Raw genomic sequence first — 20,728 nt, 5'->3', positions numbered from 1 at the left:
GAAGGCCGCGGCGTACAAATGGTTTCGTGCTGCTGTGGTGGGGTGGCGGCGGGTTGCGGAATGATTCAGTCGCGCGCGGGTGCGCGAGGAGAAGAGTTCGAACGGAGACGGACCCGCGGTGCTAGACGTCCACCCGGTCGCCGATCTCCACGATGTCGAGGTTCGCCGGGTACGCGAAGCTCCTCGCGTGGTGGTGCAGGACCTTCGGGTCGCTGGTCAGGCCCTTCCACATGTCCCAGTGGCTCGGGAGGAGCCGGTCGAGCTGGAGGTCGCTCGCGGCCTCGACGACCTGGTTCTCGTCGTTGTACCAGCGCGTTCGGACCGGCTCACGCGTCTCCTTGTCGGGGATGTTCCCGACGGTCCCGAACGCGAGGATGCCGAGGTCGATGTCGTACTCGCTGCCGAGGCGGGCGAACTCGTCGCTCGGTTTGGTGTCGCCGCCGTGGAAGACCGTGCGCCCCTCGTGCTCGAAGACGTAGCTCACGGGGTGGGTGGCGTCGGGGTCGTGGGCGGGTTCGACGTGGACGGTGAAGCCGCCGACCTCGACGGTGTCGCCCTCCGTGACCTCGTGGAACTGCCCGTCCGCGATGTCGTAGTCGGCCTGCCAGTCCTCGTCGTCGAAGGCGACGGCGAGGCTGTCGTCGGGGGCGTAGAAGTCGGCGCCCGTCCCCTCGAGGATGGGTGCCTGGCTCGGCCCGTGGACGTGGTCGGTGTGCTCGTGGGTGGCGAAGACCGCGTCGGCCTCCGCCACGTCGGTCGGGTCGAACGGGACCGGGATCATGCGGACGGTCCGCGGCGGGTCGCCCAGCCCGACGTAGGGGTCGACGTAGACCGTCGTGCCGTCGCTCGCCTTCAGGACGAAGCCGTTACAGCCGAGGTACCAGATGGCGATGCCGTCCGGGTCGGCGGATTCTACGGCGCGGGGGAGCCAGTCGCCCCAGTCGCTTCGTGTCATGCGCGAGGATGCGAGCGGCCGCGCCGTAAGCGTTGTCTTGCCGGTCGAATCTTCGACGCACCGCGCGGTCGCTGGCGATGGCTCGGGTGCGAGTAGGGAAAGGATGGCGGAACTGGCAGTCCGCCGTGTGGGCAACGACTGGCAGCCAGTTGGCTGCATTCGAGAGGACGCCCGAGTCGGATATAAGTTAATTGGCCAACAGGAGTCCACCGGTGGACAGACCAGTCCACTGGTGCCTCGCCCGTTTCCTTTATAGGCGTGGTGGGGGTACGTGGCCCTATGAGTAGCGAGGTCGACCCGAGCGCCACAATCGAAGTCGCTGCGGACGGTATCTCCGTCGAGAAGTCGTTCGCCGCCGACGAGTTTCCCGTCCCCGCGATACGGTTCAGCATCACCTCGAACCGCGACGAGACGGTGACAATCCGACTCCACGAGGACATCCCCGAGGAGTTCCCCATGGATGGGGTGGGCTTCCATCCGGACTACGAGTCCGACAACTGGACCGCCTTCCAGGACCACCACGTCGAGTTCGAGCGAACGCTCGACCCCGGCGAGGAGATCGTGACCGTCTACGGCATCCGCATCGACGACCGGTCCGAGGTCCCGAAGTTCCTGACCGAACCCAGCGTGTGGGACGTCGACGGCGAGCGCGCCGTAGACGACGCCGAGGGTGAAGAGGAGGACGACGAGAGCGACGAGACCATCGACGAGATCGTCTCCGACGACTCCAACCAGGTCGTCAAGGACATGCTCTCTGGCGAGTCCGACATCCCCGGCCTCGACGACGAGGAAGAATCCGCCGAGGCCGAGGCAGACGCCGAGGCCGAGACGGCCAGCGGCGACGGGGGCGCCGTCGATATCGACCTCGGCTTCGACGAGGAGGAAGACGAGGGCGAGGACGCCGCCGACGCCGCCGGCGCCGAGGAGGAGGACCTCGGCATCGAACTCGACCTCGAAGCCGCCGAAGAGGAGGTCTACGGCGAGGAGGCCGACGACGAAGACGCCGCCGAGGCCGAGAGCGACGGCCCGGAGATCGAACTCGACGTCGACGAGGACGAGGCCGACGACGAAGACGAGGACCTCGTGGTCGACGCCGAATCCCAGCCGGAGGCCGAGGACGGCGACTTCGCCGACGCGGACGACTTCGACGTCGACGAGACGGACGACGACCTCGACGTGGACTTCGCGGACGAGGACGAAGCCCTCGAAGACGACGAGGCAGACCTCGAGGTCGAGGCGGAGGCCGACGCCGAGGCAGCCGCCGATGCCGTCGACGTCGAGGACGAGGCGGAAGCGGTCGAAGCGGACGTGGACGACGAGGACGACATCGACGAGGAACCCGACCTCGACGACGAGTCGGCAGCGGTAGAGGACGAGGCCGAGGACGTCACGGAGGCCGAAGAGGACGCAGAATCCGGGGCAGAGCCCGATGAACCGGCAGTCGAGGCGGCCCCGCAGGTCGCCGCCGAGAGCGTCGTCGACGCCCTGCTGGCCGAACTCCGTGAGGAGTCGGTCTCCACCGAGGACCGCGAGGCGCTCCGTGCCGAACTCGACCTCGAACCCAGTGGCACGGACGTCGCGAAGGTCGAGCACCTCCAGTCTCGCGTCGAAGAGCTGGCGGCCTACACCGGCGCACTCGAGGAGTTCCTCGACGACGAGGGGACCGCACAGCAGCTGCTCGACGACTACAGGGAGGAGGTCTCGGAACTCCGCGAGGAGGTCACCGACGTCCGCCAGAGCGTCGAGTCCCACGACGACCAGCTCGAGACGGTCAGCGGCGACCTCGCCGCCGCCGAGGAGTCCATCGGCGCCGTCGAATCCGACCTGAACGCGCTGGACGAGCGCGTCGACACCGTCGACGAGGACGTGCTCGCACTCGACGACGAGGTCGACGACATCCGCGAGAACCTCGAGACCACGACCGAGCGCATCGACGACGACGTGTCGTCGGTCCGCGAGGCGACCGAGGACAACAGCGAGGCCGTCGAGTCGGCCCGCGAGGACATCGACATGCTCCAGGAGGACGTCGACGCACTCGAGAACGACGTCGAGAGCCTCGAAGAGGAGGTCACCGCCATCCAGGACTGGCGTGACCAGCTCGGCGAGATGTTCTCCTGAAACGAATCTGTTTTTAGCCGGCAGGTCGTTCCTCCGCTAAATGGCCGACACGATAGCTGTCGCGGTGCCACGGAAGGGGCGGCCCCTCGAGGCCGTCCTCGAACGCATCGCGAACCGCGTGGGCGCGACGGAGATGGCCGACGACATCATCTCCATCCTGCGCTACGAGAAGGCGATCACGAAGGGCAAGAAAGCCGACGCCCGCGACGTCTACGAACGCCTCGCGGAGTACAGCGACCTGTCGGACCATCGCCAGCCGGAGTTCACCCTCCTCCGGGACGACCGCGAGGGCATGCCCCGCCGCGTCGTCTTCGACAGCGTCACCGTCGAGGTCGACGGCTACGACGTCCAGCTCGTCGGCCGCGAGGAGCCGTTCCGCGCGCTGCGCACCCATTCGTTCGCGCTGGGCTTCGACAGCGCCGACCTCGTGCTCGAGGAGGTCGTCGGGCTCCGGCCGGAACCCCTCGGTTCCCTCGAGGACATCAACGCCCGTATCGACCCCCACGACACGGACGTCCGGGTGGTCACCGGCCTCGGCGACACCGTCTACCACACGCTGATGGCCACGCCCGACGTGCTCGACGCCTACGGCGGCGGGGACGCCACGCGAGAGTTCATCCGCCAGTACGAGGGCCAGCTCTGCATCTCCCCCCGGTACGAGCGACTCGTCGAGGCAGTCCTCGGCACCGAGGCCATCGAGGACGTGGAGTTCTGCTACCCCGCGGAGGGGCGCGAGGAGGAGGCCGCCATCGCCGACGTGGGTGCGGGCGTCTACCTCACGATGACTGGCTCGACGGCCCGCGACCACGGTCTCGAACTCGGGACCCGACTGTTCCCCAGCGAGACCGTCCTCATGGAGAACGAGGCCGAAGCGACGCCGGAATCCGAGGCGGTGAAGGCCCTGTTCGACGGTGCGGACCTCGAGACCGCGCTCGCCGTGAACTGACCGCCGGGCGCCCGGGTCCTCGTGCTTCGGGGCCGCCATTCTGTATAGCGACATGTGATTTATGGGATGTGTCTCCATCAGGGTCGAGAGCACTGCGAAACCCATGTGTTTCACTCAGAACCGCTGAGACGGGCGCTGTCGGGTTTGCCTCTCTGGGCAGTGGATGGGTCAGAGATGCGGATTCACCGTGCTCTCGGGGCTCTCGGTTCGGCGAAGAGCTTTCTCGCTCGGTGTGCCGACCCCGTCTCCCGGCCTCTTTCGTGGTTCCCTCACCGGAGAAATCCAGCCCACTCCCAGTCGCTGTGGACTCTCGAAGGAGGAGTCGTTCTGTCTGACTTTCCAGGAGCCCATCGAGTCCGGTCGACGATCAGACCTGCCCCAGGTCACCGTCGACCGAGCTGGGCTTGGACTGTGCTCGAATCGCCCCGACCCCCAACTGGATCTGCGCAGGTTTCCTACCGAGAGTGCCCACACTCGAGCGCCACGCCGGGCAGGGCGAGATGCAGAATTGGCAGAATCTATATGTCTTCTCTGGTCGCTAACTCTTCTCGTGACGGACCTGTTCCCGACCTGCTGTCGAAACCTGTCCTTATCGGAGCGACAGAGCCTGAGATTTGTATCTCGGTCACTAGTACTGCAACACGTGATTTACAGTCCCGAAATAACGTATAAGATGAATCTGGCGGTGGTAAAGCGGGCCTTCAGAGGAAGATAAGGACTCTTATCCCGAACTGTGGGACAGATTGAAGTATCGGGGACGAGTCGCTGCGGACAGAGCGACATGCCGAGAAGCTACCAGAATCTATATACTACCTGTGACTGGGCCACGGCCACTCACCAGGGTCGCTGGAGTCGCGGGTCGACGGAACGCCACCGAGAGCGCAACCGGCAAGAATTGCTGGGTGATTGGGTGTGTCTACGACCCCGTCCTGAGCACGCGACCCCTGGGGTTCGACCCACCAGAACGCCCTTCCAGACGCCCGGGCGCAGGCATGATATATCATGCTTTCCGGGGTGGTGTCTGTGAGCCAACAGGACACCAGCCGGTCGGTGGTCAAGACCTACGTCCCCGAGTACCAGAAAGACGAGTGGGCCGACCACGCGGACGAACTCGACATGAGCCAGAGCGAGTTCGTCCGGACGATGGTCCAGGCCGGCCGCCGGAAGTTCGACCTGCCTGACTCACCCGATAGCAGGGCGAACCGGGGCGACCAGGAGACCGTATCGGGTGACTCGGACTCCGGCGACCTCACGGCGCGGGTCGTCGACATCCTCGAGCGCGAGGACGGACCGTGTACCTGGGACGACCTGCTGGCCGCGGTGAGCGACGACATCGAGGACCGCCTCGACAGCGCCCTGCAGGACCTCCAGGCCGACGGACGCGTCCGGTACAGCGGTCGCGAGAGCGGCTACGTCACCGCAGAGGGCACCTGAGATGTCCGATTCGGTCGCGTACTTCCTCGAGGACCAGACCTACCACGGGAAGGCGAAACGGACGCAGGAGGCCTACGAGCGCGTCCTGCGGCGGTTCGAGGCGTTCCTCGCGGACCCGGACGCCGGCCCGGGCGGCGGCTCCGTCACCCCGGCGGAGGCCGACCGCCGGCAGTGCATGGCGTGGGTGCACTCGCTCCGGGGGGAGCACGCCCCCAGCACGGTGGCCTCCTACGCCTCATACGTCCACCGGTTCTACGCCTACATGACCCAGGTCGGCGAGTTCGACGCCAACCCGATGGCGCTGGTCGTCGAGGAGATGAACGAATCCATCGACAAGGACCCGACGAGACGGGAGCTCACGGTCGACCAGATGCGCGAGTTCGTCGCCGACATCGGGCATCCACTGGAGCGAGCGCTGGTCGTGGCCCTGCTCAAGACGGGGATGCGTGTCGGCGAACTCTGTAACCTGGACCTGCGGGACATCTCGCTGTCGGTTCCGGCGCTCGAGGACGAGTACGACCTCGGCGGTCGCGTCCAGCTCGACGGCCGGCCCGATTCGATATTCGTGCCCGCAGAACCGGCCCACGGCGTCGAGTACCACGGGGAGGAACGCACCGCGGCGAACAAGCGCAAGCGCTCGACCGTGGTGCCCGTCGACGAGGAGCTGAAACGGGTGCTCGTGGGCTGGCTCGCGATCCGCCCCGACGCCGTCTCGCCCGCAGAGCCGCTGTTCGTCTCGACGTCGGGTGACTGGGGCGAACGAGTCACCCCACAGGGCGTCCGCCACATCGTGGAGACCCACGCCAGAGACCACGGCTGGTACCGGACCGGTGGTGGGGCCGCCGAGAACGTCACCCCGCACTACTTCCGGCACTTCTTCACGACCCATCTCCGGGACCGCACCGGGGACCGTGGCATCGTGAAGTACCTCCGCGGGGACGTGGCGAGCGACATCATCGACACCTACACCCACAACTGGGGCGACCGCGTCCGCGAGGTGTACGAGGCGAACGTCTACTCCCTGCTCTGAGACCGGGTCTGGGATTCACCCGATTCTGCGATACGGATTCTCGCGGTGAGACGGTGGTGGATACCGAACCCATAAATCAAATATCGCTATACAGAATACGCGTGGTTCGGTCGGGAGCGGACACTGTCGAATTTCGGACGGAGAACCGTCAGCTCGTGCGACGACCGGTTCTATGGGTTCCGACAGGGACGGGAGATTCTACAGGGTCACGTTGGCAGCCCACCCCGGTCGCTCGATGGACGTCTGTCCGACGTCGCGGTAGACCAGTCGTCTCGTCACCCTGACCGGCCGGCCGTCACGCGATGTGACGTAGCTGAACCGGAACTCCCGGACCAGCCCGTCGCTGTCGACGATGACCTCAAGGCTCGCGTTCCGGACCGACGCGTCGGCGTCGATGCTGAGCTGCGACCGGTCCCGGACCGAATCCCCGCGGAGGCGGTAGAGCGGGTCCTCGACCTGTCGTGGCGAATGCCCGAGGCGCTCGACCTCGTCGATGGCGACCGATTCGAAGGCCATCGCGAGCAGGTCGGTCTGTTGCCCGCGGAAGATGCCGAGGTCGGTCGGGGAGAAGGGCGTGCCGTCAGAGTCCCGCAGTACCGTCACCTCGGTCCGGTCGCCGATAGACCGGCGGCTGTAGACGGTGTGCCCGTCGGCGAACAGCTGGGTCTCCTGCGTCGGGCCGACCCGGGTACCTGCAGCCCGCTCGTGGTACAGGTAGCGCGAACGGTTCGGCGGGTAGGCCCCTTCGCGGATCAGTTCTCGGAGCAGTGTTCCGTTCGCCGTGGTCTCCCGGTAGACCGCGGTGACCCGGTAGCCCGTCCCGTCGAGCACGCGCTCGTGTGAGTCCAGCAGGGCGTCGAGGTTCTGGACGCGGTCGCGGGCGGGGTCGGGGTCGAAGACGGCGTGGGTCCCGGGCCCTGTCGCATCGGTGGAACCGGTCGTCGGCTGCTCGACGGAGAACGGGTCGCGCGTCGTGCCGGTATCGGCGAGGCCGCCGCACCCGGCCAGGCCGACCAGCAGGGCGAGAGCGAACACCCGTCCCACGCGCATTGTCACCTCTACCCACTACCGGGCAATGAACGTTGGCCCAGCGGGTGCGAAGGCCACCAGACCGACGGTCGTGTCAGGCCTGGGCGAGTACCCTGGCCGTGGTCGTCGTCCCGTTCTCGGCCTCGTAGTCCTCGACCCAGTCTGGACGCGGGACCGTCGTGTTCCCGAGGTCCCGGTAGACCAGTCGGCGCTCGATGCGGACCGGGTCGCCCGCGTCCGTCTCGGTCTCGAACGTGAGGCGGTACTCGTAGACGAACCCACGGTGGTCCACGATAGCCTCGAAGCTCGCGTTCTCGACGGTCCCGTTCGGGCCCTGGGCGAGGAGTTGCGGGCTCTCGACGCTCCCGGACTGGACCCGGTAGAGTGGCTCGTCGAGCCCGGGCGGGACGCGGTCGAGTTCGGTGACGCTGGTCACGTTCATCCCGGCGAAGCCCTGGTAGAGGAAACTGGACATCGCATCACGTCCCCGGAAGACACCCAGGTCGGTCGGGGGAATCGGGTCGCCGCCGTCTGCCTGTCGCGGCACGCTGACCGAGGTGCCGTTCTCTGTCGTCTGGCGGACGAACGCCCGGGTGCCGTCGCCGAAGAGGACGAAGTCGGTCCGGCGAGGGACCGTCGTGCCCGACGTTTCGGCGGCGACGAGGTACCGCGAATCGTTCGCCGCGTACGCCCCGTCCACGTGACGATAGAGGAGGACCGTCCCGTTCTCGTGTGTGGCCCTCACCAGGTAGTCGGCCCGGTAGCTCGTGTTCTGGAGGACTCGCCCCTGCGCGGAGAGCATGTCACGGACGTCGCCGAGGTCGTTCTCGGTCGGGTCGGGGTCGAACTGCGGGGGCCGCGTGGTGGTCGGTCCGTCGGTGACTGTCGGGCGGTCCGTCCCGTCGACGGCGAACGGTTCACGGGTCTCCGTGACGGGACCAAGGCTGCCACAGCCGGCGAGGACGAGGGCGATTGCGAGGACGAGGACGTGGCGGGCGCGCATCGCTCGAAGTTGTCAGGGTCCGCGCATCAAGGTTGTGCTGCCGGGGGCGTTCGTGGTCGAGTTGGTGCCGGCAGTGTACTCGTCCACCCACTCGGGCCGCGGGACGATGGCATCCCCGACGTCCCGGTAGACCAGCCGTCGTTCGACCGTGATCCACATCCCGTCGGCCCTCCGCATCTCGAAGGTCAACCGGTACTCGACGACGAAGCCCTGCGCCGTCACGAGCGCCTCGAAACTCGCGTTCCTCGCCGTCGCGTTCGCCCCGTCCGAGAGGAGCTGTGGGTCCCCGACCGTGGTGGACTCGACCCGGTAGAGCGGCCCCTCGACGCCGGCCGGTTCCCGGTCGAGTTCGGTGACGCTGGTCACGTTCATCCCCGCGAAGGCCTGGAACAGGTCGCCCGAGACCGCGCCTCGGCCACGGAAGACCCCGAGGTCGGTCGGACGGCGCGGTTCGCCCGTGGTGTCGAGCCCGGGAACCGAGACCGAGGTCCCGTTCTCGGTGGTCCGACGCACGAACGCCCTGTCCCCGTCCGCGAAGACGTCCCACTCGCCCGACTCCGGCAGGGCCGCCCCGTTCTCGCTCCGGTGGACGAGGTAGTGCGACCGGTTCTCGGCGTAGGCCCCGCGGATCGTCCGGGCCAAGAGGACGGTGCCGTTCTCGCTCGTCGCCCGGTACGCGTAGCCGACACGGTAGCTCGTGTCGACCAGGGTCTTCCGGTGCGCACCGAGCATGGCCCGCACGCCCCGTACCTCGTCGTCCGCCGGGTCGATGGCGAACTGCGGGCCGTGGTTCGTCGTACCGTCGTCCACTTCGGTCGGTTGTGTTGTCTGCTCGACGGAGAACGGCTGGCGGGTCTCCGTGACGGGGCCAAGGCTGCCACAACCGGCGAGGACGAGTGCGAGAACGAGCGTGATGGCGGGGAGGGCGCGCATCGGTGGGGCGTTCTCGCCCGACGCTTTTCAATCTTGATAGGAGTTCGGTGGGCGCTCGGGCGTCTGCCCCGCGGCCTGCACGGCCCGGGCGACGGTCTCGGGGTCGGTCACGGTCGCTCGCTCGCGCACCTGAGCATACCGTGAGTGCAGGTCGCCCGCGACGGAGGCACGCCACGGCCCGTCCTCGACCACGACGAGGGAATCCGCCTCGGCGACCACGTCGAGGACCGCGCTGTTCCCCGCCGAGAGGTGTGGTTCGGCGAGCACCACCACGTCGGATTCGGCGACGTGCGCCCGCAGCGAGTCGACGCTGGCCTCGTCGAGTGCGGTGTACGGGTCGGAGAGCAACGGGTCGACCCCGAGCAGGCGGGCGGTCTCGACCACCGCGTCGCCCGGCGGGGCCGGGCCGACGGTGACGGCCGCGTCGGCGCTGGCGAGTCGTTCGAGGGTGCGCGCGGCGACCGACCCGTTCCCGAGCACGTGGACCCTGCGGTCGAGGGCGTCGACCGACTGGGCGAGGGGCGTCACGGTGACGCTCTCGGTGACCGGATTCCGGGTGAGGACGGTCTCGGCGTCGAAGCTCTCGCGCAGACGCGGGCGGGTGAGGACGGAATCGGGTTCGCCCGAGGCGACGATATCGCCGCCGGCCAGCAGGGCGAGTTCGTCGCAGTACCGGGCCGCCAGCGAGAGGTCGTGGATGGCCGCGACCGCGGTCTTCCCGTCGGCGACGAGCTCCCGGACGAGTTCCAGCGTCTCTATCTGGTGGTTCACGTCGAGGCTGGCCGTCGGTTCGTCCAGCAGGAGGACGGGCGTCTCCTGGGCCAGCGCCCGGGCGATGGCGACCTTCTGGCGCTCACCCCCACTGAGTTCGTCCACGGGCCGGTCCGCGAGGTCGGCGATGCCGACGCGCTCGATGGCGTCGTCGATGGCCCGGTGGTCCTCGGGTCTGGCGGTCGTGAACCGCGAGCGATGCGGGGTGCGGCCCATGGCGACGAGGTCGCGCACCGGGAACGAGAACGAGACGGTGGTGTCCTGCGGGACGACCGCGACCTGCCGGCTCGCGGCCTTCGCCGAGAGGGCCTGGACGTCCTCGCCACAGACCGTGATGGAGCCGGTCTCGGGGGCCAGCGCCGCGCTCATCGTCCGGAGGAGCGTGGTCTTGCCGGCCCCGTTCGGGCCGACCAGCCCGACGAAGGTGCCCGCGTCGACCGAGAGCGAGACCGAATCGAGGACGGTCGCGTCCCCGTAGGCCACCGTCACGTCCGCGACCGAGATCATAGCGCGTGCACCTCCCGGCGCTTGAGCAGGAACAGGAAGAAGGGTGCGCCCAGTGCGGCCGTGACGATACCCACGGGCAGCACCTCGGCGGTCGAGCGCGCGACCGTGTCGGTCGCGACGAGGAACGACGCGCCGGCCAGCGCGCTCGTCGGGAGCAGGACCCGGTGGTCCGGACCGACGACGAGTCGGAGCATGTGCGGGACCACGAGGCCGACGAAGCCGATGACGCCGGCGACCGCGACCCCGGCGGCGGTGATGATGCTCGCGAGCGTGAGCAAGAGCAGTTTGGTTCGCTCGACCGCGATGCCGAGGTGGTGGGCGTCCTCCTCGCCGAGCAGGAGGACGTTCATGTCGTTCGTGTAGGGGAGCAACAGGAGGAAGCCGGCGAGGCCGATGCCCGCGGCGAAGGTCACGTCGCCCCAGTTCGCGGCACTGAGGTCGCCCATCAGCCAGTACAGGGCCTCGCGCAGGCTCTCGCCGCTGGTGACCAGCAGGAACGAGACGACCGCGCCGAGGAACGTCTGGATGGCGACGCCGGCGAGCAGGAGCGTCGCGACCGGGGTCCGGCCGCGCTCGGTGGCGAGCGCGTAGACGAGGAACGCGGTGAGGATGGCCCCCGTGAAGGCCGCGCCCTCGATGCCGAAGGGGATCGAGAGCGGGAGGACGATGGCGCTGACCGCGCCGACCGCCGCGCCCGAGGAGACGCCGACGATGGAGGGGTCGGCCATCGGATTGCGGAAGAAGCCCTGCATGACCGTCCCCGCGGCCGCGAGCGAGAAGCCGACGGTGGCGGCCAGCGCGATGCGCGGGAGCCGGACGCTCGCGACGATGACGCTCGCGGTCTTCGGCGTCTGGAAGTGGAAGACCGGCGTCGTCTGGAGGGAGAGCCCGCCCGCGAGGGTGACGCCGGTCGGCAGGGCGAGCTGGTTGAGGAGGACCTTCGCGACGGTGAGGTAGTCGATGGAGACGGGCCCGACGGCGGCACAGACCACCGTCGTCAGGGCTAACAGCACCGTGAGCCCGGCGGACCAGGCGACCGTCTTCGTTCGCGTCTCCATGGTGTCGTGTCCGTTTCGCAAATGCACTTGCTTTAGGTAAATACTTATTGCATACGTGGCCAGTTGGGTGTGATGACACGAACCCGAACGCTGCTCGTCGCAGCGCTCCTGGTCGTCGCGTCACTCGGCGTCGTCGCGACGCCGGGGGCCGCGACCCAGGCGAACGAGTCCACCACGGCAGGTTGTTCGTTCCCGTTCACCGCGACCGACGCGACGGGAACCGAAGTCACGGTCGAGGAGGCGCCCGAGCGCGTCGTCACGGCCGGCCCCGCCTCGGCACAGACGATGTGGGAGATCGGCGCCCAGTCGAAGGTCGTCGGGACGACCCAGTACGCGAAGTACCTCGAGGGTGCCGACGCGACCGCGAACATCTCCGGCAGCGGCTACGCCTTCATCTCGGTCGAGAAGGTCATCGCCCAGCAGCCAGACCTCGTGCTCGCGTCGAACATCGTCCCCGACGAGAAGGTCGGGAAGCTACGCGAGGCCGGCATCACGGTCTACAAGTTCGAGTCCGCCAGCTCGCTCGACGACGTCATCGCGAAGACGGAGCTGACCGGGAAGCTAGTCGGCTCGTGTGACGGCGCCAGCGAGACGGTCGACTGGATGCAGACCGAGCGCGAGGTCGTCCAGCAGGCGACCGAGGGCACGGAGCCCAAGAAGGCGCTGTACGTCTTCTACGGCTCGACGCCCGGTCCGAACACCTACATCTCCGACCTCATGACGACGGCCGGCGCGACGAACCTCGCCGCCGAGGCCGACCTCGAGTACTCCCAGGCGGGGTACGCCCGCATCAACCCCGAGGTCGTCGCCAACATGAGCGTCGAGTGGCTGCTGCTCAACAGCGGCCAGCCCGAGCCGCGAATCCCCGACTCGGCGGCCTACCAGAACACCATGGCCGTCCAGCAGAACCAGACCATCGTCATGGACGAGAACCGCGTGAGCCAGCCGGCCCCGCGGAGCTTCCTCGTGATGCGCCAGCTCGCGAAGACCTGGTACCCGGACGCCTACGCAGCGGCGAACGCCAGCGTCCGCGGTGAGGCCGGCACGGGCACCACGGCATCGGCCGGTGGCACCACGACGACTGGAACGGCGGCCACGACGGCCGACCCCGCCACGACCGCGACCACCGACGAGCCGGCTGCTGACGGCTCGCCCGGCTTCACCGCCGTCGGTGCCGTCGCCGCCCTGACCGCACTGGGCGCGCTCGCCCGGCGCGACTGACTCGCTCCTTCTTCCTCTCCCCGCGGATAGTCCGAAAGGCCGATACCGGGTGACCTCGTCCGACCGCACATGGTCGAGAACGTCATCTGGCCCGCGTATTTCGACGCGGAACTCTCCCGGTCCGGTGGCCGGCGGGTCCCCGCGGACCTCGCCGTCGCCGAACCGACCGTCGAAGAGATCGCGAAGGCCGTCCAGCAGGTCGGGTACGACGCCCGCATCGAACGCGACGTGGCGTACCCGCGAGAGGGATACAAAGAGCGCGGGCGCGTCCTCGTGAAGAACCCGACAGACGACTCGAAGAACGACATCGTCCAGGCAGTGGCGGCCTACGTGAACGCCCTCCGCGAATGAAGCGCGTCGGCACCGTCGTCCGGGTCGCCCAGGGCCTCGCCATCGCCCGCACCGACGACGAGGACCACCCGCGCATGGGCGAGACGGTCGTCGACGAGTCGCTGGACGAGGTCGGCCGCGTCGTGGACGTGTTCGGCCCCGTCTCGCGCCCCTACGTCGCCGTCTCCGGCGACGCCGACCCCGCGCTCTTGCTCGGACAGACGCTGTACGCCCGGTAGTCGCGGCGACCCGGAGCGGGCGAGGGAATCGAACGCAAGGCCGAAATAGCACGGGTTAGAACCCCAGAGCATGAACGACCGCTATCGGATTCTCGGGGCCGTCGGCCTCGCCGTCACCATCTTCGTGCTGGTGCAACTCGGCGCGCTCTCGCTCGTCGAGCCGTTCAAGGACGGTGGCCGGCAGGTCGTCGAGAACCCGCAGGACGCGACCAACAGCCTGGTGTACATCGGCGCCATCCTCGTCGCCACCGCCGGGATGCTGGCCGCGTTCAAGTTCGACCTCCAGTGGCTCATCCGTGGGTTCATCATCCTCACGAGCGGGATGCTCTCGTTCTACGTCTTCGAGACGTTCATGCCGACGACGGTCGCCGCGGCCGCCGGTGGCGCGGTCGCCCTCGGCCTGCTCGTCTACCCCGAGTGGTACGTCATCGACACCGCGGGGGTCGTGATGGGCTCTGCGGCGGCCGGCCTGTTCGGCATCAGTTTCGGCCTGTTCCCCGCCATCGTCCTCCTGACCATCCTCGCCGTCTACGACGCCATCTCGGTGTACGGGACCGAGCACATGCTGACGCTCGCGGAGGGCGTCATGGACATGAAGGTGCCCGTCATCCTCGTCATCCCGACCACGCTCTCGTTCTCGTTCCTCGAACTCTCGGCGGCGAGCGACGACGATGCGGAGGACCAGCCGGACGCACGCGACGGTGAGACGGTCGCGGCCGACGGGAACGGGACGGTCGAGGCGGAGCCGGCCGCCGCGGAGGCCGACGACGGGGACGACCCCGAGGGCGCGCTCGACCGGGACGCGCTCTTCATCGGCCTCGGCGACGCCGTGATGCCGACCATCATCGTCGCCAGCGCGGCGTACTTCCACAGCGGCGCGACGGACACCGTAACTCCCCTCGTCACCGACCCGTTCCTGCTGAACCTGCCCGCGCTCACCGCCATGATCGGCACCATCGCCGGCCTGCTCGTCCTCCTCTGGATGGTGCTGAAGGGCAGGGCCCACGCCGGCCTCCCGCTGCTCAACGGCGGTGCCATCGGCGGCTACCTCGTCGGCGCGCTCGCGGCCGGGGTGCCCCTGATGGCGGCGCTCGGGCTCTGAATCGGTTCTGAATCGCCGTCGAGACGCCCCTACTCCTCGACGATGAACTGACTCGCGATCTCCTTGACCTCCGCCATGGACTTCGGCTCGTCGAAGCCGTTCGGGAACGGTGAGGTCCCGTTCACCCAGTTGAACGTCCCGGCGTGGCGCGCCTCGACGCTGTGGATGGACAGCGCGGCCGAGAGGAGCTTGTCGTTCTCGATGGCGGGGGCTGCCCCGGCGTAGGCCGCGACGCCCGTGTTCTCCAGTGCCTTCGCCGTCTTGAGGAATCCCGTCGGGGTGTCGTAGCCGAAGTCGTAGGTCGCGGGCTCGACCGGGTCGCCGCCGAGGTCCTCGATGACGGTCGTGAGCTGGTCGACGTGGGCGGCCTCGTGCTCACCGACGACCGCGACGTACTCCGGAATCTGCTCGCGGGTCTCCATGCAGAGGCGGTCACAGACCGCGTCGGCGGTCATCAGTTCGTCGGCGGCGAACTCCTCGAGCCCCTGCGCGTAGAACGTCGCCTCGAGGTGTTCGAGGGTCAGCGCGTAGTTGAGGATGTCCACGTCGGTCTGCTCGTCCTCCTGCATGGCGGCCTGCCCGGGTGCGGCGCCGGTCGCCTGCGTGCTCGGCTGTGCCGCCGCCGCCCCGGAGAGGCCGATGGCTGCCGCGCCTGCTGCCGCCGCGCCGCCGAGGAAACCTCGCCGGGAGGAGAGCTGGTCCTGGACGGAGTCGGTGAGTCGCTCGATGCTCGTGTCGTCTGCGCTCGGTTGCTCGTCGGACATTGGGGTTCGACCGTGCCTCGCTGGGCACACCGGAAGCGACGGCCGACCACCGAAAGTAAATTTTCCAGAAACGTACCCAAATCTTGCCCAAATAGCGATAGAAATTAACGGTATCGGGAACGTTCGTCTGGTAATTGCGGGTTCCGGTACAATCTCGACTTACCGGCGAGACCGCCTTGCTGGCGTGCTCGCTCCCTATAGTTCGTCCAGCCAGTGGTGGTCCGGTTCGACGGTCGCGATGGCGTCCCGGAGCCAGCGCCGGGGTTCGGGGGCCAGCTGGGGGTGGACCCGGTCGAAGTCGGCCTCGTCGTGGTCGCCGAAGATGGGGAGCTTGTAGCAGAGGACGAGCTCGGGCGCGAGGTACGGGAGGCCCGTCTCGGAGACCCGTATCACCTTCTCGCGCTCGCGGGTCACGCGGTCGTCCCGGCGGAACACCCACGCCTCGCCGTCGTGGTCGTCGAGCAGGCACTCCAGATGGGGCAACTCGAAGGCGTCGTTGTGGGCGTGGAGTTCGTGGTGCGGCAGGGCGAGCCACTCCTCCGCGGGCCAGGGTTCGGTCCGGCCCTCCCCGGGTATCGCCACCTCGAACGCCCAGTCCGACAGGTGCTCGCGGAGTCTCTGCTGGTCCTCGCGGAAGACCGCGACCTCCACGTCGCCGTGGGGGCGTGTCTGCTCGCCGAGGAAGCAATCGAGCGCCCAGCCACCCGCGATGGCCCACGGCTGGTCGAACGTGCGGAACCGGTCCGCGACCGCGTACACGTCGTTCCAGGTGGTCTCGCGGGCCATGCCGTTAGTCAGGTGACCGGTCCGGAATATGAAAGTATCGGCACGACCCACGGTCGGCGTCGCCGTCACTCGCCGGTCAGGGCCTCGCTGGCGGGCGAGATCTCGATCTCCTTGCCGAGGTCGCGGTCGAGCGCCTTCTCGTAGAGCATGTAGGCGGCCGCGGTCGTCTCGATGCCGGTACCACCGGAGTCGAAGACGGTGATGTCCTCCTCGCTCTCGCGTCCCGGTGCCTTCCCGGCGACGACCTCGCCGAGTTCGGCGTGGATGTGGTCCTCGTCGACCACGCCGGCCTCCATCGCGCTGATGAACGAGCCGGCGTCCTGCGGGACGCGGTCGCGCAGGTCGGGGACGTAGGTCGCGCGCTCGATGGTCGTGTGGTCGAGTTCGCGCTTCTCGGGATGGTACTGTCCCATCGCGGTGACGTGGGTGCCGGGTTCGAGCAGGTCACCGTCGAACACCGGCTCCGAGGCGGTCGTCGCCGTGATGACCACGTCGGCGGCCTCGACCGCAGCGGCGGAGGACGCCACGGCCGCCACGGAGGCGTCGTAGCGTTCGTTCATCTCGGCGGCGAAGGACTCGCGGTTCTCCTTCGTCGGCGAGAACACGTCCACCGTCTCGAAGTCTCGCACCGTCATCGTCGCCCGGAGCTGGCCGCGAGCCTGCGCCCCCGAGCCGATGACCGCGAGCTTCGTGGCGTCCTCGCGGGCGAGGGCGTCGACGGCGACCCCACCCGCCGCGCCGGTCTTGAACGGGTTCATACTCGCGCCGTCGATGAGCGCCAGCGGCTCGCCGGAGTCGGCGTCGAACAGCGGCGTCATGAACCACGCGTCGACCGCGCCGAAGCCGGCAGAGTACATGTAGCCGCCCATCGCGCCCGTCTCGGGGAGGACCGCGGAGTAGCTGAACAGCATCCCCGGCGGGTCGTCGTTGCGCAGCGTCGTCCGTGGCTTGGCGGGGGCGCCCTCACCCCGCTGGCGGTACGCGTCGCGAACGGCAGCGACGTACTCGGACGGGTCGGCGAGACCGGCGACGTCGTCACTGGTCAGGAACAGCGCGTTCGTCATACCGTGAAAATCGCGAGCCAGCGACTAAAAGGGCTGTGCTGGGTAGGTTGGTCAGTCTGCGTTCGGGGCAGGGGCGGACGGCGTCTTCGTGGTCTCGGTCGTCGGGGCGACCCGGTCGACGGGGCCGCGGACGAACATGGCGTGGCCGATCAGGAGGGCGGCGGTGAGCGCCGCGATGGGAACCGCAGCCTCGAGCTGCAGGTTGGTGAGCGTGGTCAGCATGCCGGTGCCACCGAGGAGCGAGAGCGGAATCAGCCCCAGAACGATGTCGTAATACCCAGTCATAATGTATTAGAAAATATGGGGATAGATGATATAAAACTTTCGGTCATAGGAGCCAGATACTCAATCTGTGGCTGATTCGTAAATGCTGCGTAGGTTATCCATAACTTATGAGCCTGCTACGAATCAGATAACTCGCCGCTGTCTTGCGGTTTTCGAGAACTTACCTTTGGTGCAGAAAGCTCAATATATGTTTTCTGCTTTCGCTCGGTGCCGGAACCGATGCGTTTTACCGCCGGACTCACCACCACAAACCCGTGAATCGGAACGACCGCGCCATCGTCGCGCTCGTGATGGTCGGGCACGGGATGGTCCACACGTACGAACTCTCCATCCCCATCTTCGTCAGCGTCTGGCTCGCACCGGAGAGCTTCGGGGCGACGGAGGCGACCCTCGGCCTCGTCACCGCGGTCGGGTACGGCCTGTTCGGCGTGGGGGCGCTCCCCGGCGGCGTCCTCGCCGACGTGGTCGGGTCGAAACGGCTCATCGTCGCCTGTCTGGTGGGGATGAGCGGCGCCTTCGCCCTGCTCTCGGTCGCCCCGAGCATCCTGGTGGTGGCACTGGCACTGCTGCTCTGGGGCGCGGCGGCCAGCGTCTACCACCCCTCCGGCCTCTCGCTCATCTCCCGCGGAACCGAAGCCCGTGGCTCCGCCTTCGCCTATCACGGCATGGCCGGGAACCTCGGCATCGCCCTCGGGCCCCTCCTGACGGCGACGCTGTTGCTCGTCCTCGACTGGCGCCAGGTCGCGCTCGCGCTGGCGGTCCCGGCCCTGCTCGCGGCCGCGGTCGCGGTCCGCATCGACGTCGACGAACGTGCCGCGGTCGCCGACGGCGGCGACTCGAAGGCCGACACCGTCTCGTCGTTCTCGGAGTTCCTCGCGGGCAGCCGGGCACTGTTCGCCAGCGGCTTCCTCGTCATCTTCGCCATCGTCATGGCCTCGGGGCTGTACTACCGCGGCGTCCTGACGTTCCTGCCGGAGATCCTGGGTGGCTTCCCCTCCTTCGACCCGATACAGTTCGCCGGGCAGGAACTCCAGCCCGCCAGGTACGTCTACGCCGGCCTGCTGATGGTCGGCATCGCTGGCCAGTACGTCGGCGGCCACCTCACCGACCGGATGCGGCCCGCGAAGGCGCTCCGGGTCGCCTTCCCGGCGCTGGCGGTCGTCGCGCTGGTCTTCCTCCCCGTGGCCGACCTCGGTGTGGTCGCCTTCCTCGCCATCTGCGCCGTCCTCGGCTTCTTCCTGTTCCTCGTCCAGCCGCTGTACCAGGCGGCCGTCGCCGAGCACACGCCCGCGGGCACGCGGGGTCTCTCCTACGGCTACACCTACCTCGGCGTGTTCGGGGTCGGTGCGCTCGGCGGCGTCCTCGCCGGGGCGCTCCTGACCTTCGCAACGACCGGCACGCTGTTCCTCGCACTGGCCGGTATCGGGCTGTTCGGCGGCCTCGCCAGTCTCGTGTTGAGTCGGCGTGACCGAACCGCGAGCTAGAGGATCAGTCGAGCAGTTTGCCGACGACCACCGGGCGCGCGACCGCCATCGCGAGGGTGCCGAGGCCGGTCATCACGAGCATGAACGTCCACGGCGAGTTGCCCGAGAAGTACGGCGACGCCCGGAGCATCAGGCCGATGTTCGCGCCGCCGATCCAGGCACCGGCGGCGAGGCGGGCCGACGCCATCCCACCGGCGAAGGCGCGGTCGCCGTAGGCGCCCACGAGCGTCGCCACGAGGAACCAGCCGACGAGGAACGGGAGCATCGTCTCCGCGACTGCCAGGGGCGTGGCGATGGGGTTGACGTCGTGGCGGAGTTCCCCGGCCGTGATGAGCGCGACGATGACCACGAGGTCCGCCCCCGCGAGCTTCCAGACGGCGGATAGTGGTCTGGCCTCCAGACCGAACAGACGCTGGGCAGTGCTCATGGCCGACCCTGTGGGCCGGAGGACCATCCCTCTCCCGGTTTCCCGCGCCGTCGGCGGTGCCGGGGCAGGCAATACTTTTGTCGTGGCGACGACAGTAGCGAGCATGAACCGGACGTTCGCGGCCGGGACGGCGCTCACGCTGCTGGGACTCATGGGCTACGGTATCGGCCTCGCGGAACCGTACCCCGGTCGGGCGTTCTCCGTGACCGGCGTCATGATCGGGCTCACGCTCGCCGCCGTCGGCAGCGACTTCGGGCGGGGTGACGGCGAGTGACGGTCGAGTCGCACGTGTTCACGAGCGAGGGCGTGAACGACCACGACGACCCCGCCGCGGCCAAGGCGGCGACCGGGACGACGTGGATCCGCGTCTCCGACGCCACCGACGAGGAGATGCGCGAGGTCGCGAGCATCTTCGGCATCCACGAACTCGAACTCGACGACGTCCGCGACGACGTGCGCCCGAAGACCGAGATATTCCCCGACCACGTGTTCACGCTGGTCAAGACCGCGGTCCTGCGGGCCGGCGACACCACCTTCGAGGAGGAGGTCAAGTCCGAGACCGTCGGCGTCTTCATCGGGACCGACTGGCTGGTGACGCTCTCGATGACCTCGCTGCGGGCGGTCGGGAAGGTGTGGAACGCGGTCACCCGCGAGGACCCCCGCATCCTCTCGCGCGGGCCGGACTTCACCGCCTACCGCATCCTCGACAACGTCGTCAACGACTACTTCGGTCTCGTCGACGAGGTCGAAGACGACATCGAGGCCGTCGAGGAGGAGGTCGTCGGCGCGACCGGCATCGACACCCTGGAGGACATCAACAGCCTCCGTCGCGAACTCCTCTCCATCCGGCGGGTCCTGTGGCCGAGCCGGGACGCCGTCGCCTCGCTCGCCCGCGGCGAGGACGACCTCATCGAAGAGCGCCACGAGAAGTACTTCCGGGACGTGTACGACCAGCTCGTCCAGCTGGTCGAACTCATCGAGACCTACCGCGACCTGGTCACGGGGGCGCGGGACATCTACCTCAACTCCATCTCGATGAACATGAACGAGGTGATGAAGACGCTGACCGTCGTCGCCACCATCATCCTGCCCCTGACCTTCGTCGTCGGCATCTACGGGATGAACTTCTCGGTCATGCCCGAACTCGCGTGGGACTACGCCTACCACGCCGTGATGCTCGGGATGGTCGGCATCGCGGCCATCATGATACTGTACTTCCGGCAGGAGGCCTGGCTCTGAGAG

The 20,728-nt window shown here is 68.2% G+C and carries 22 protein-coding genes; 11 read left to right on the top strand and 11 right to left on the bottom strand.

Going from position 1 to position 20,728, the window contains the following annotated elements; all coding sequences use genetic code 11:
• Positions 1 to 121: 121 nt before the first annotated feature.
• A complete protein-coding gene (locus NOV86_RS00895) occupies positions 122 to 955 on the bottom strand; it encodes an MBL fold metallo-hydrolase (RefSeq protein WP_267639339.1) in 834 nt (277 codons plus the stop codon).
• Positions 956 to 1,234: 279 nt separating this feature from the next.
• On the opposite strand from NOV86_RS00895, the gene NOV86_RS00890 reads away from it, so the two are divergent.
• From NOV86_RS00890 to NOV86_RS00875, 4 genes are all read left to right on the top strand, one after another.
• On the top strand, positions 1,235 to 3,073 hold the full coding sequence (locus NOV86_RS00890) for a hypothetical protein (protein WP_267639338.1): 1,839 nt from the start codon (positions 1,235 to 1,237) through the stop codon (positions 3,071 to 3,073).
• A 40-nt stretch (positions 3,074 to 3,113) separates the two neighbouring features.
• On the top strand, positions 3,114 to 4,019 hold the full coding sequence (locus NOV86_RS00885; protein WP_267639337.1) for a phosphoribosyltransferase HisG-related protein: 906 nt from the start codon (positions 3,114 to 3,116) through the stop codon (positions 4,017 to 4,019).
• Positions 4,020 to 5,021: 1,002 nt separating this feature from the next.
• The gene (locus NOV86_RS00880) at positions 5,022 to 5,453 is read left to right on the top strand and encodes a DUF5805 domain-containing protein (protein ID WP_267639336.1); all 432 of its coding nucleotides are present in this window, start codon (positions 5,022 to 5,024) and stop codon (positions 5,451 to 5,453) included.
• A gap of 1 nt (position 5,454) precedes the next feature.
• Positions 5,455 to 6,483 (top strand): tyrosine-type recombinase/integrase, encoded by a 1,029-nt coding sequence (locus tag NOV86_RS00875; RefSeq protein WP_267639335.1) that lies wholly within the window; start codon positions 5,455 to 5,457, stop codon positions 6,481 to 6,483.
• A gap of 198 nt (positions 6,484 to 6,681) precedes the next feature.
• Here the strand turns inward: NOV86_RS00875 and NOV86_RS00870 are convergent, their stop codons facing one another.
• From NOV86_RS00870 to btuC, 5 genes are all read right to left on the bottom strand, one after another.
• A complete protein-coding gene (locus tag NOV86_RS00870) occupies positions 6,682 to 7,533 on the bottom strand; it encodes a DUF7537 family lipoprotein (protein ID WP_267639334.1) in 852 nt (283 codons plus the stop codon).
• A 73-nt stretch (positions 7,534 to 7,606) separates the two neighbouring features.
• Positions 7,607 to 8,515 carry a DUF7537 family lipoprotein gene (locus NOV86_RS00865; RefSeq protein ID WP_267639333.1) on the bottom strand — a complete coding sequence of 303 codons (909 nt, stop codon included), beginning with the start codon at positions 8,513 to 8,515 and terminating at the stop codon, positions 7,607 to 7,609.
• A gap of 12 nt (positions 8,516 to 8,527) precedes the next feature.
• Entirely contained in the window at positions 8,528 to 9,448 is a 921-nt protein-coding gene (locus tag NOV86_RS00860; RefSeq protein ID WP_267639332.1) for a hypothetical protein, read from the bottom strand.
• 27 nt (positions 9,449 to 9,475) lie between these two features.
• Complete coding sequence (locus NOV86_RS00855) at positions 9,476 to 10,726, bottom strand: ATP-binding cassette domain-containing protein (RefSeq protein WP_267639331.1); 1,251 nt, start codon at positions 10,724 to 10,726, stop codon at positions 9,476 to 9,478.
• Positions 10,723 to 11,784, bottom strand: coding sequence for a vitamin B12 ABC transporter permease BtuC (gene btuC / locus NOV86_RS00850; protein ID WP_267639330.1), 1,062 nt, complete (start codon positions 11,782 to 11,784; stop codon positions 10,723 to 10,725). Before btuC ends, NOV86_RS00855 begins: the two co-directional genes overlap by 4 nt.
• Before the next feature lie 72 nt (positions 11,785 to 11,856).
• Here btuC and NOV86_RS00845 point away from each other — a divergent pair, with 72 nt between their 5' ends.
• The 4 genes from NOV86_RS00845 (at position 11,857) to NOV86_RS00830 (ending at position 14,676) form a co-directional block, all read left to right on the top strand.
• On the top strand, positions 11,857 to 13,005 hold the full coding sequence (locus tag NOV86_RS00845; RefSeq protein WP_267639329.1) for a PGF-CTERM-anchored ABC transporter substrate-binding protein: 1,149 nt from the start codon (positions 11,857 to 11,859) through the stop codon (positions 13,003 to 13,005).
• Positions 13,006 to 13,074: 69 nt separating this feature from the next.
• Entirely contained in the window at positions 13,075 to 13,356 is a 282-nt protein-coding gene (gene srp19, locus NOV86_RS00840; RefSeq protein ID WP_267639328.1) for a signal recognition particle subunit SRP19, read from the top strand.
• Entirely contained in the window at positions 13,353 to 13,574 is a 222-nt protein-coding gene (locus tag NOV86_RS00835) for an H/ACA ribonucleoprotein complex subunit GAR1 (RefSeq protein ID WP_267639327.1), read from the top strand. Before srp19 ends, NOV86_RS00835 begins: the two co-directional genes overlap by 4 nt.
• 70 nt (positions 13,575 to 13,644) lie before the next feature.
• On the top strand, positions 13,645 to 14,676 hold the full coding sequence (locus tag NOV86_RS00830; RefSeq protein ID WP_267639326.1) for a presenilin family intramembrane aspartyl protease PSH: 1,032 nt from the start codon (positions 13,645 to 13,647) through the stop codon (positions 14,674 to 14,676).
• Positions 14,677 to 14,705: 29 nt separating this feature from the next.
• On the opposite strand, the gene NOV86_RS00825 is transcribed toward NOV86_RS00830, so the two are convergent.
• The 4 genes from NOV86_RS00825 to NOV86_RS00810 form a co-directional block, all read right to left on the bottom strand.
• Complete coding sequence (locus tag NOV86_RS00825; protein WP_267639325.1) at positions 14,706 to 15,440, bottom strand: ferritin-like domain-containing protein; 735 nt, start codon at positions 15,438 to 15,440, stop codon at positions 14,706 to 14,708.
• A gap of 195 nt (positions 15,441 to 15,635) precedes the next feature.
• A complete protein-coding gene (locus NOV86_RS00820; protein ID WP_267639324.1) occupies positions 15,636 to 16,226 on the bottom strand; it encodes a nucleotidyltransferase domain-containing protein in 591 nt (196 codons plus the stop codon).
• Between the two features lie 65 nt (positions 16,227 to 16,291).
• A complete protein-coding gene (locus NOV86_RS00815; RefSeq protein WP_267639323.1) occupies positions 16,292 to 17,290 on the bottom strand; it encodes an ornithine cyclodeaminase family protein in 999 nt (332 codons plus the stop codon).
• A gap of 51 nt (positions 17,291 to 17,341) precedes the next feature.
• The gene (locus NOV86_RS00810; protein ID WP_267639322.1) at positions 17,342 to 17,575 is read right to left on the bottom strand and encodes a DUF8015 family protein; all 234 of its coding nucleotides are present in this window, start codon (positions 17,573 to 17,575) and stop codon (positions 17,342 to 17,344) included.
• Positions 17,576 to 17,829: 254 nt separating this feature from the next.
• On the opposite strand from NOV86_RS00810, the gene NOV86_RS00805 reads away from it, so the two are divergent.
• The gene (locus NOV86_RS00805; RefSeq protein WP_267639321.1) at positions 17,830 to 19,059 is read left to right on the top strand and encodes an MFS transporter; all 1,230 of its coding nucleotides are present in this window, start codon (positions 17,830 to 17,832) and stop codon (positions 19,057 to 19,059) included.
• Between the two features lie 4 nt (positions 19,060 to 19,063).
• On the opposite strand, the gene NOV86_RS00800 is transcribed toward NOV86_RS00805, so the two are convergent.
• Entirely contained in the window at positions 19,064 to 19,486 is a 423-nt protein-coding gene (locus NOV86_RS00800; protein ID WP_267639320.1) for a DUF3054 domain-containing protein, read from the bottom strand.
• A 103-nt stretch (positions 19,487 to 19,589) separates the two neighbouring features.
• On the opposite strand from NOV86_RS00800, the gene NOV86_RS00795 reads away from it, so the two are divergent.
• Positions 19,590 to 19,760, top strand: a complete 171-nt coding sequence (locus NOV86_RS00795) for a hypothetical protein (RefSeq protein WP_267639319.1) — start codon at positions 19,590 to 19,592, stop codon at positions 19,758 to 19,760.
• Positions 19,757 to 20,725 (top strand): magnesium/cobalt transporter CorA, encoded by a 969-nt coding sequence (gene corA, locus NOV86_RS00790; protein ID WP_267639318.1) that lies wholly within the window; start codon positions 19,757 to 19,759, stop codon positions 20,723 to 20,725. Before NOV86_RS00795 ends, corA begins: the two co-directional genes overlap by 4 nt.
• Positions 20,726 to 20,728: the final 3 nt, after the last annotated feature.

The sequence above is a fragment of the Haloarchaeobius amylolyticus genome (assembly GCF_026616195.1).
In the GTDB taxonomy this organism is placed as follows: domain Archaea; phylum Halobacteriota; class Halobacteria; order Halobacteriales; family Natrialbaceae; genus Haloarchaeobius; species Haloarchaeobius amylolyticus.
This window is presented reverse-complemented; position numbering and strand designations above follow the sequence as displayed.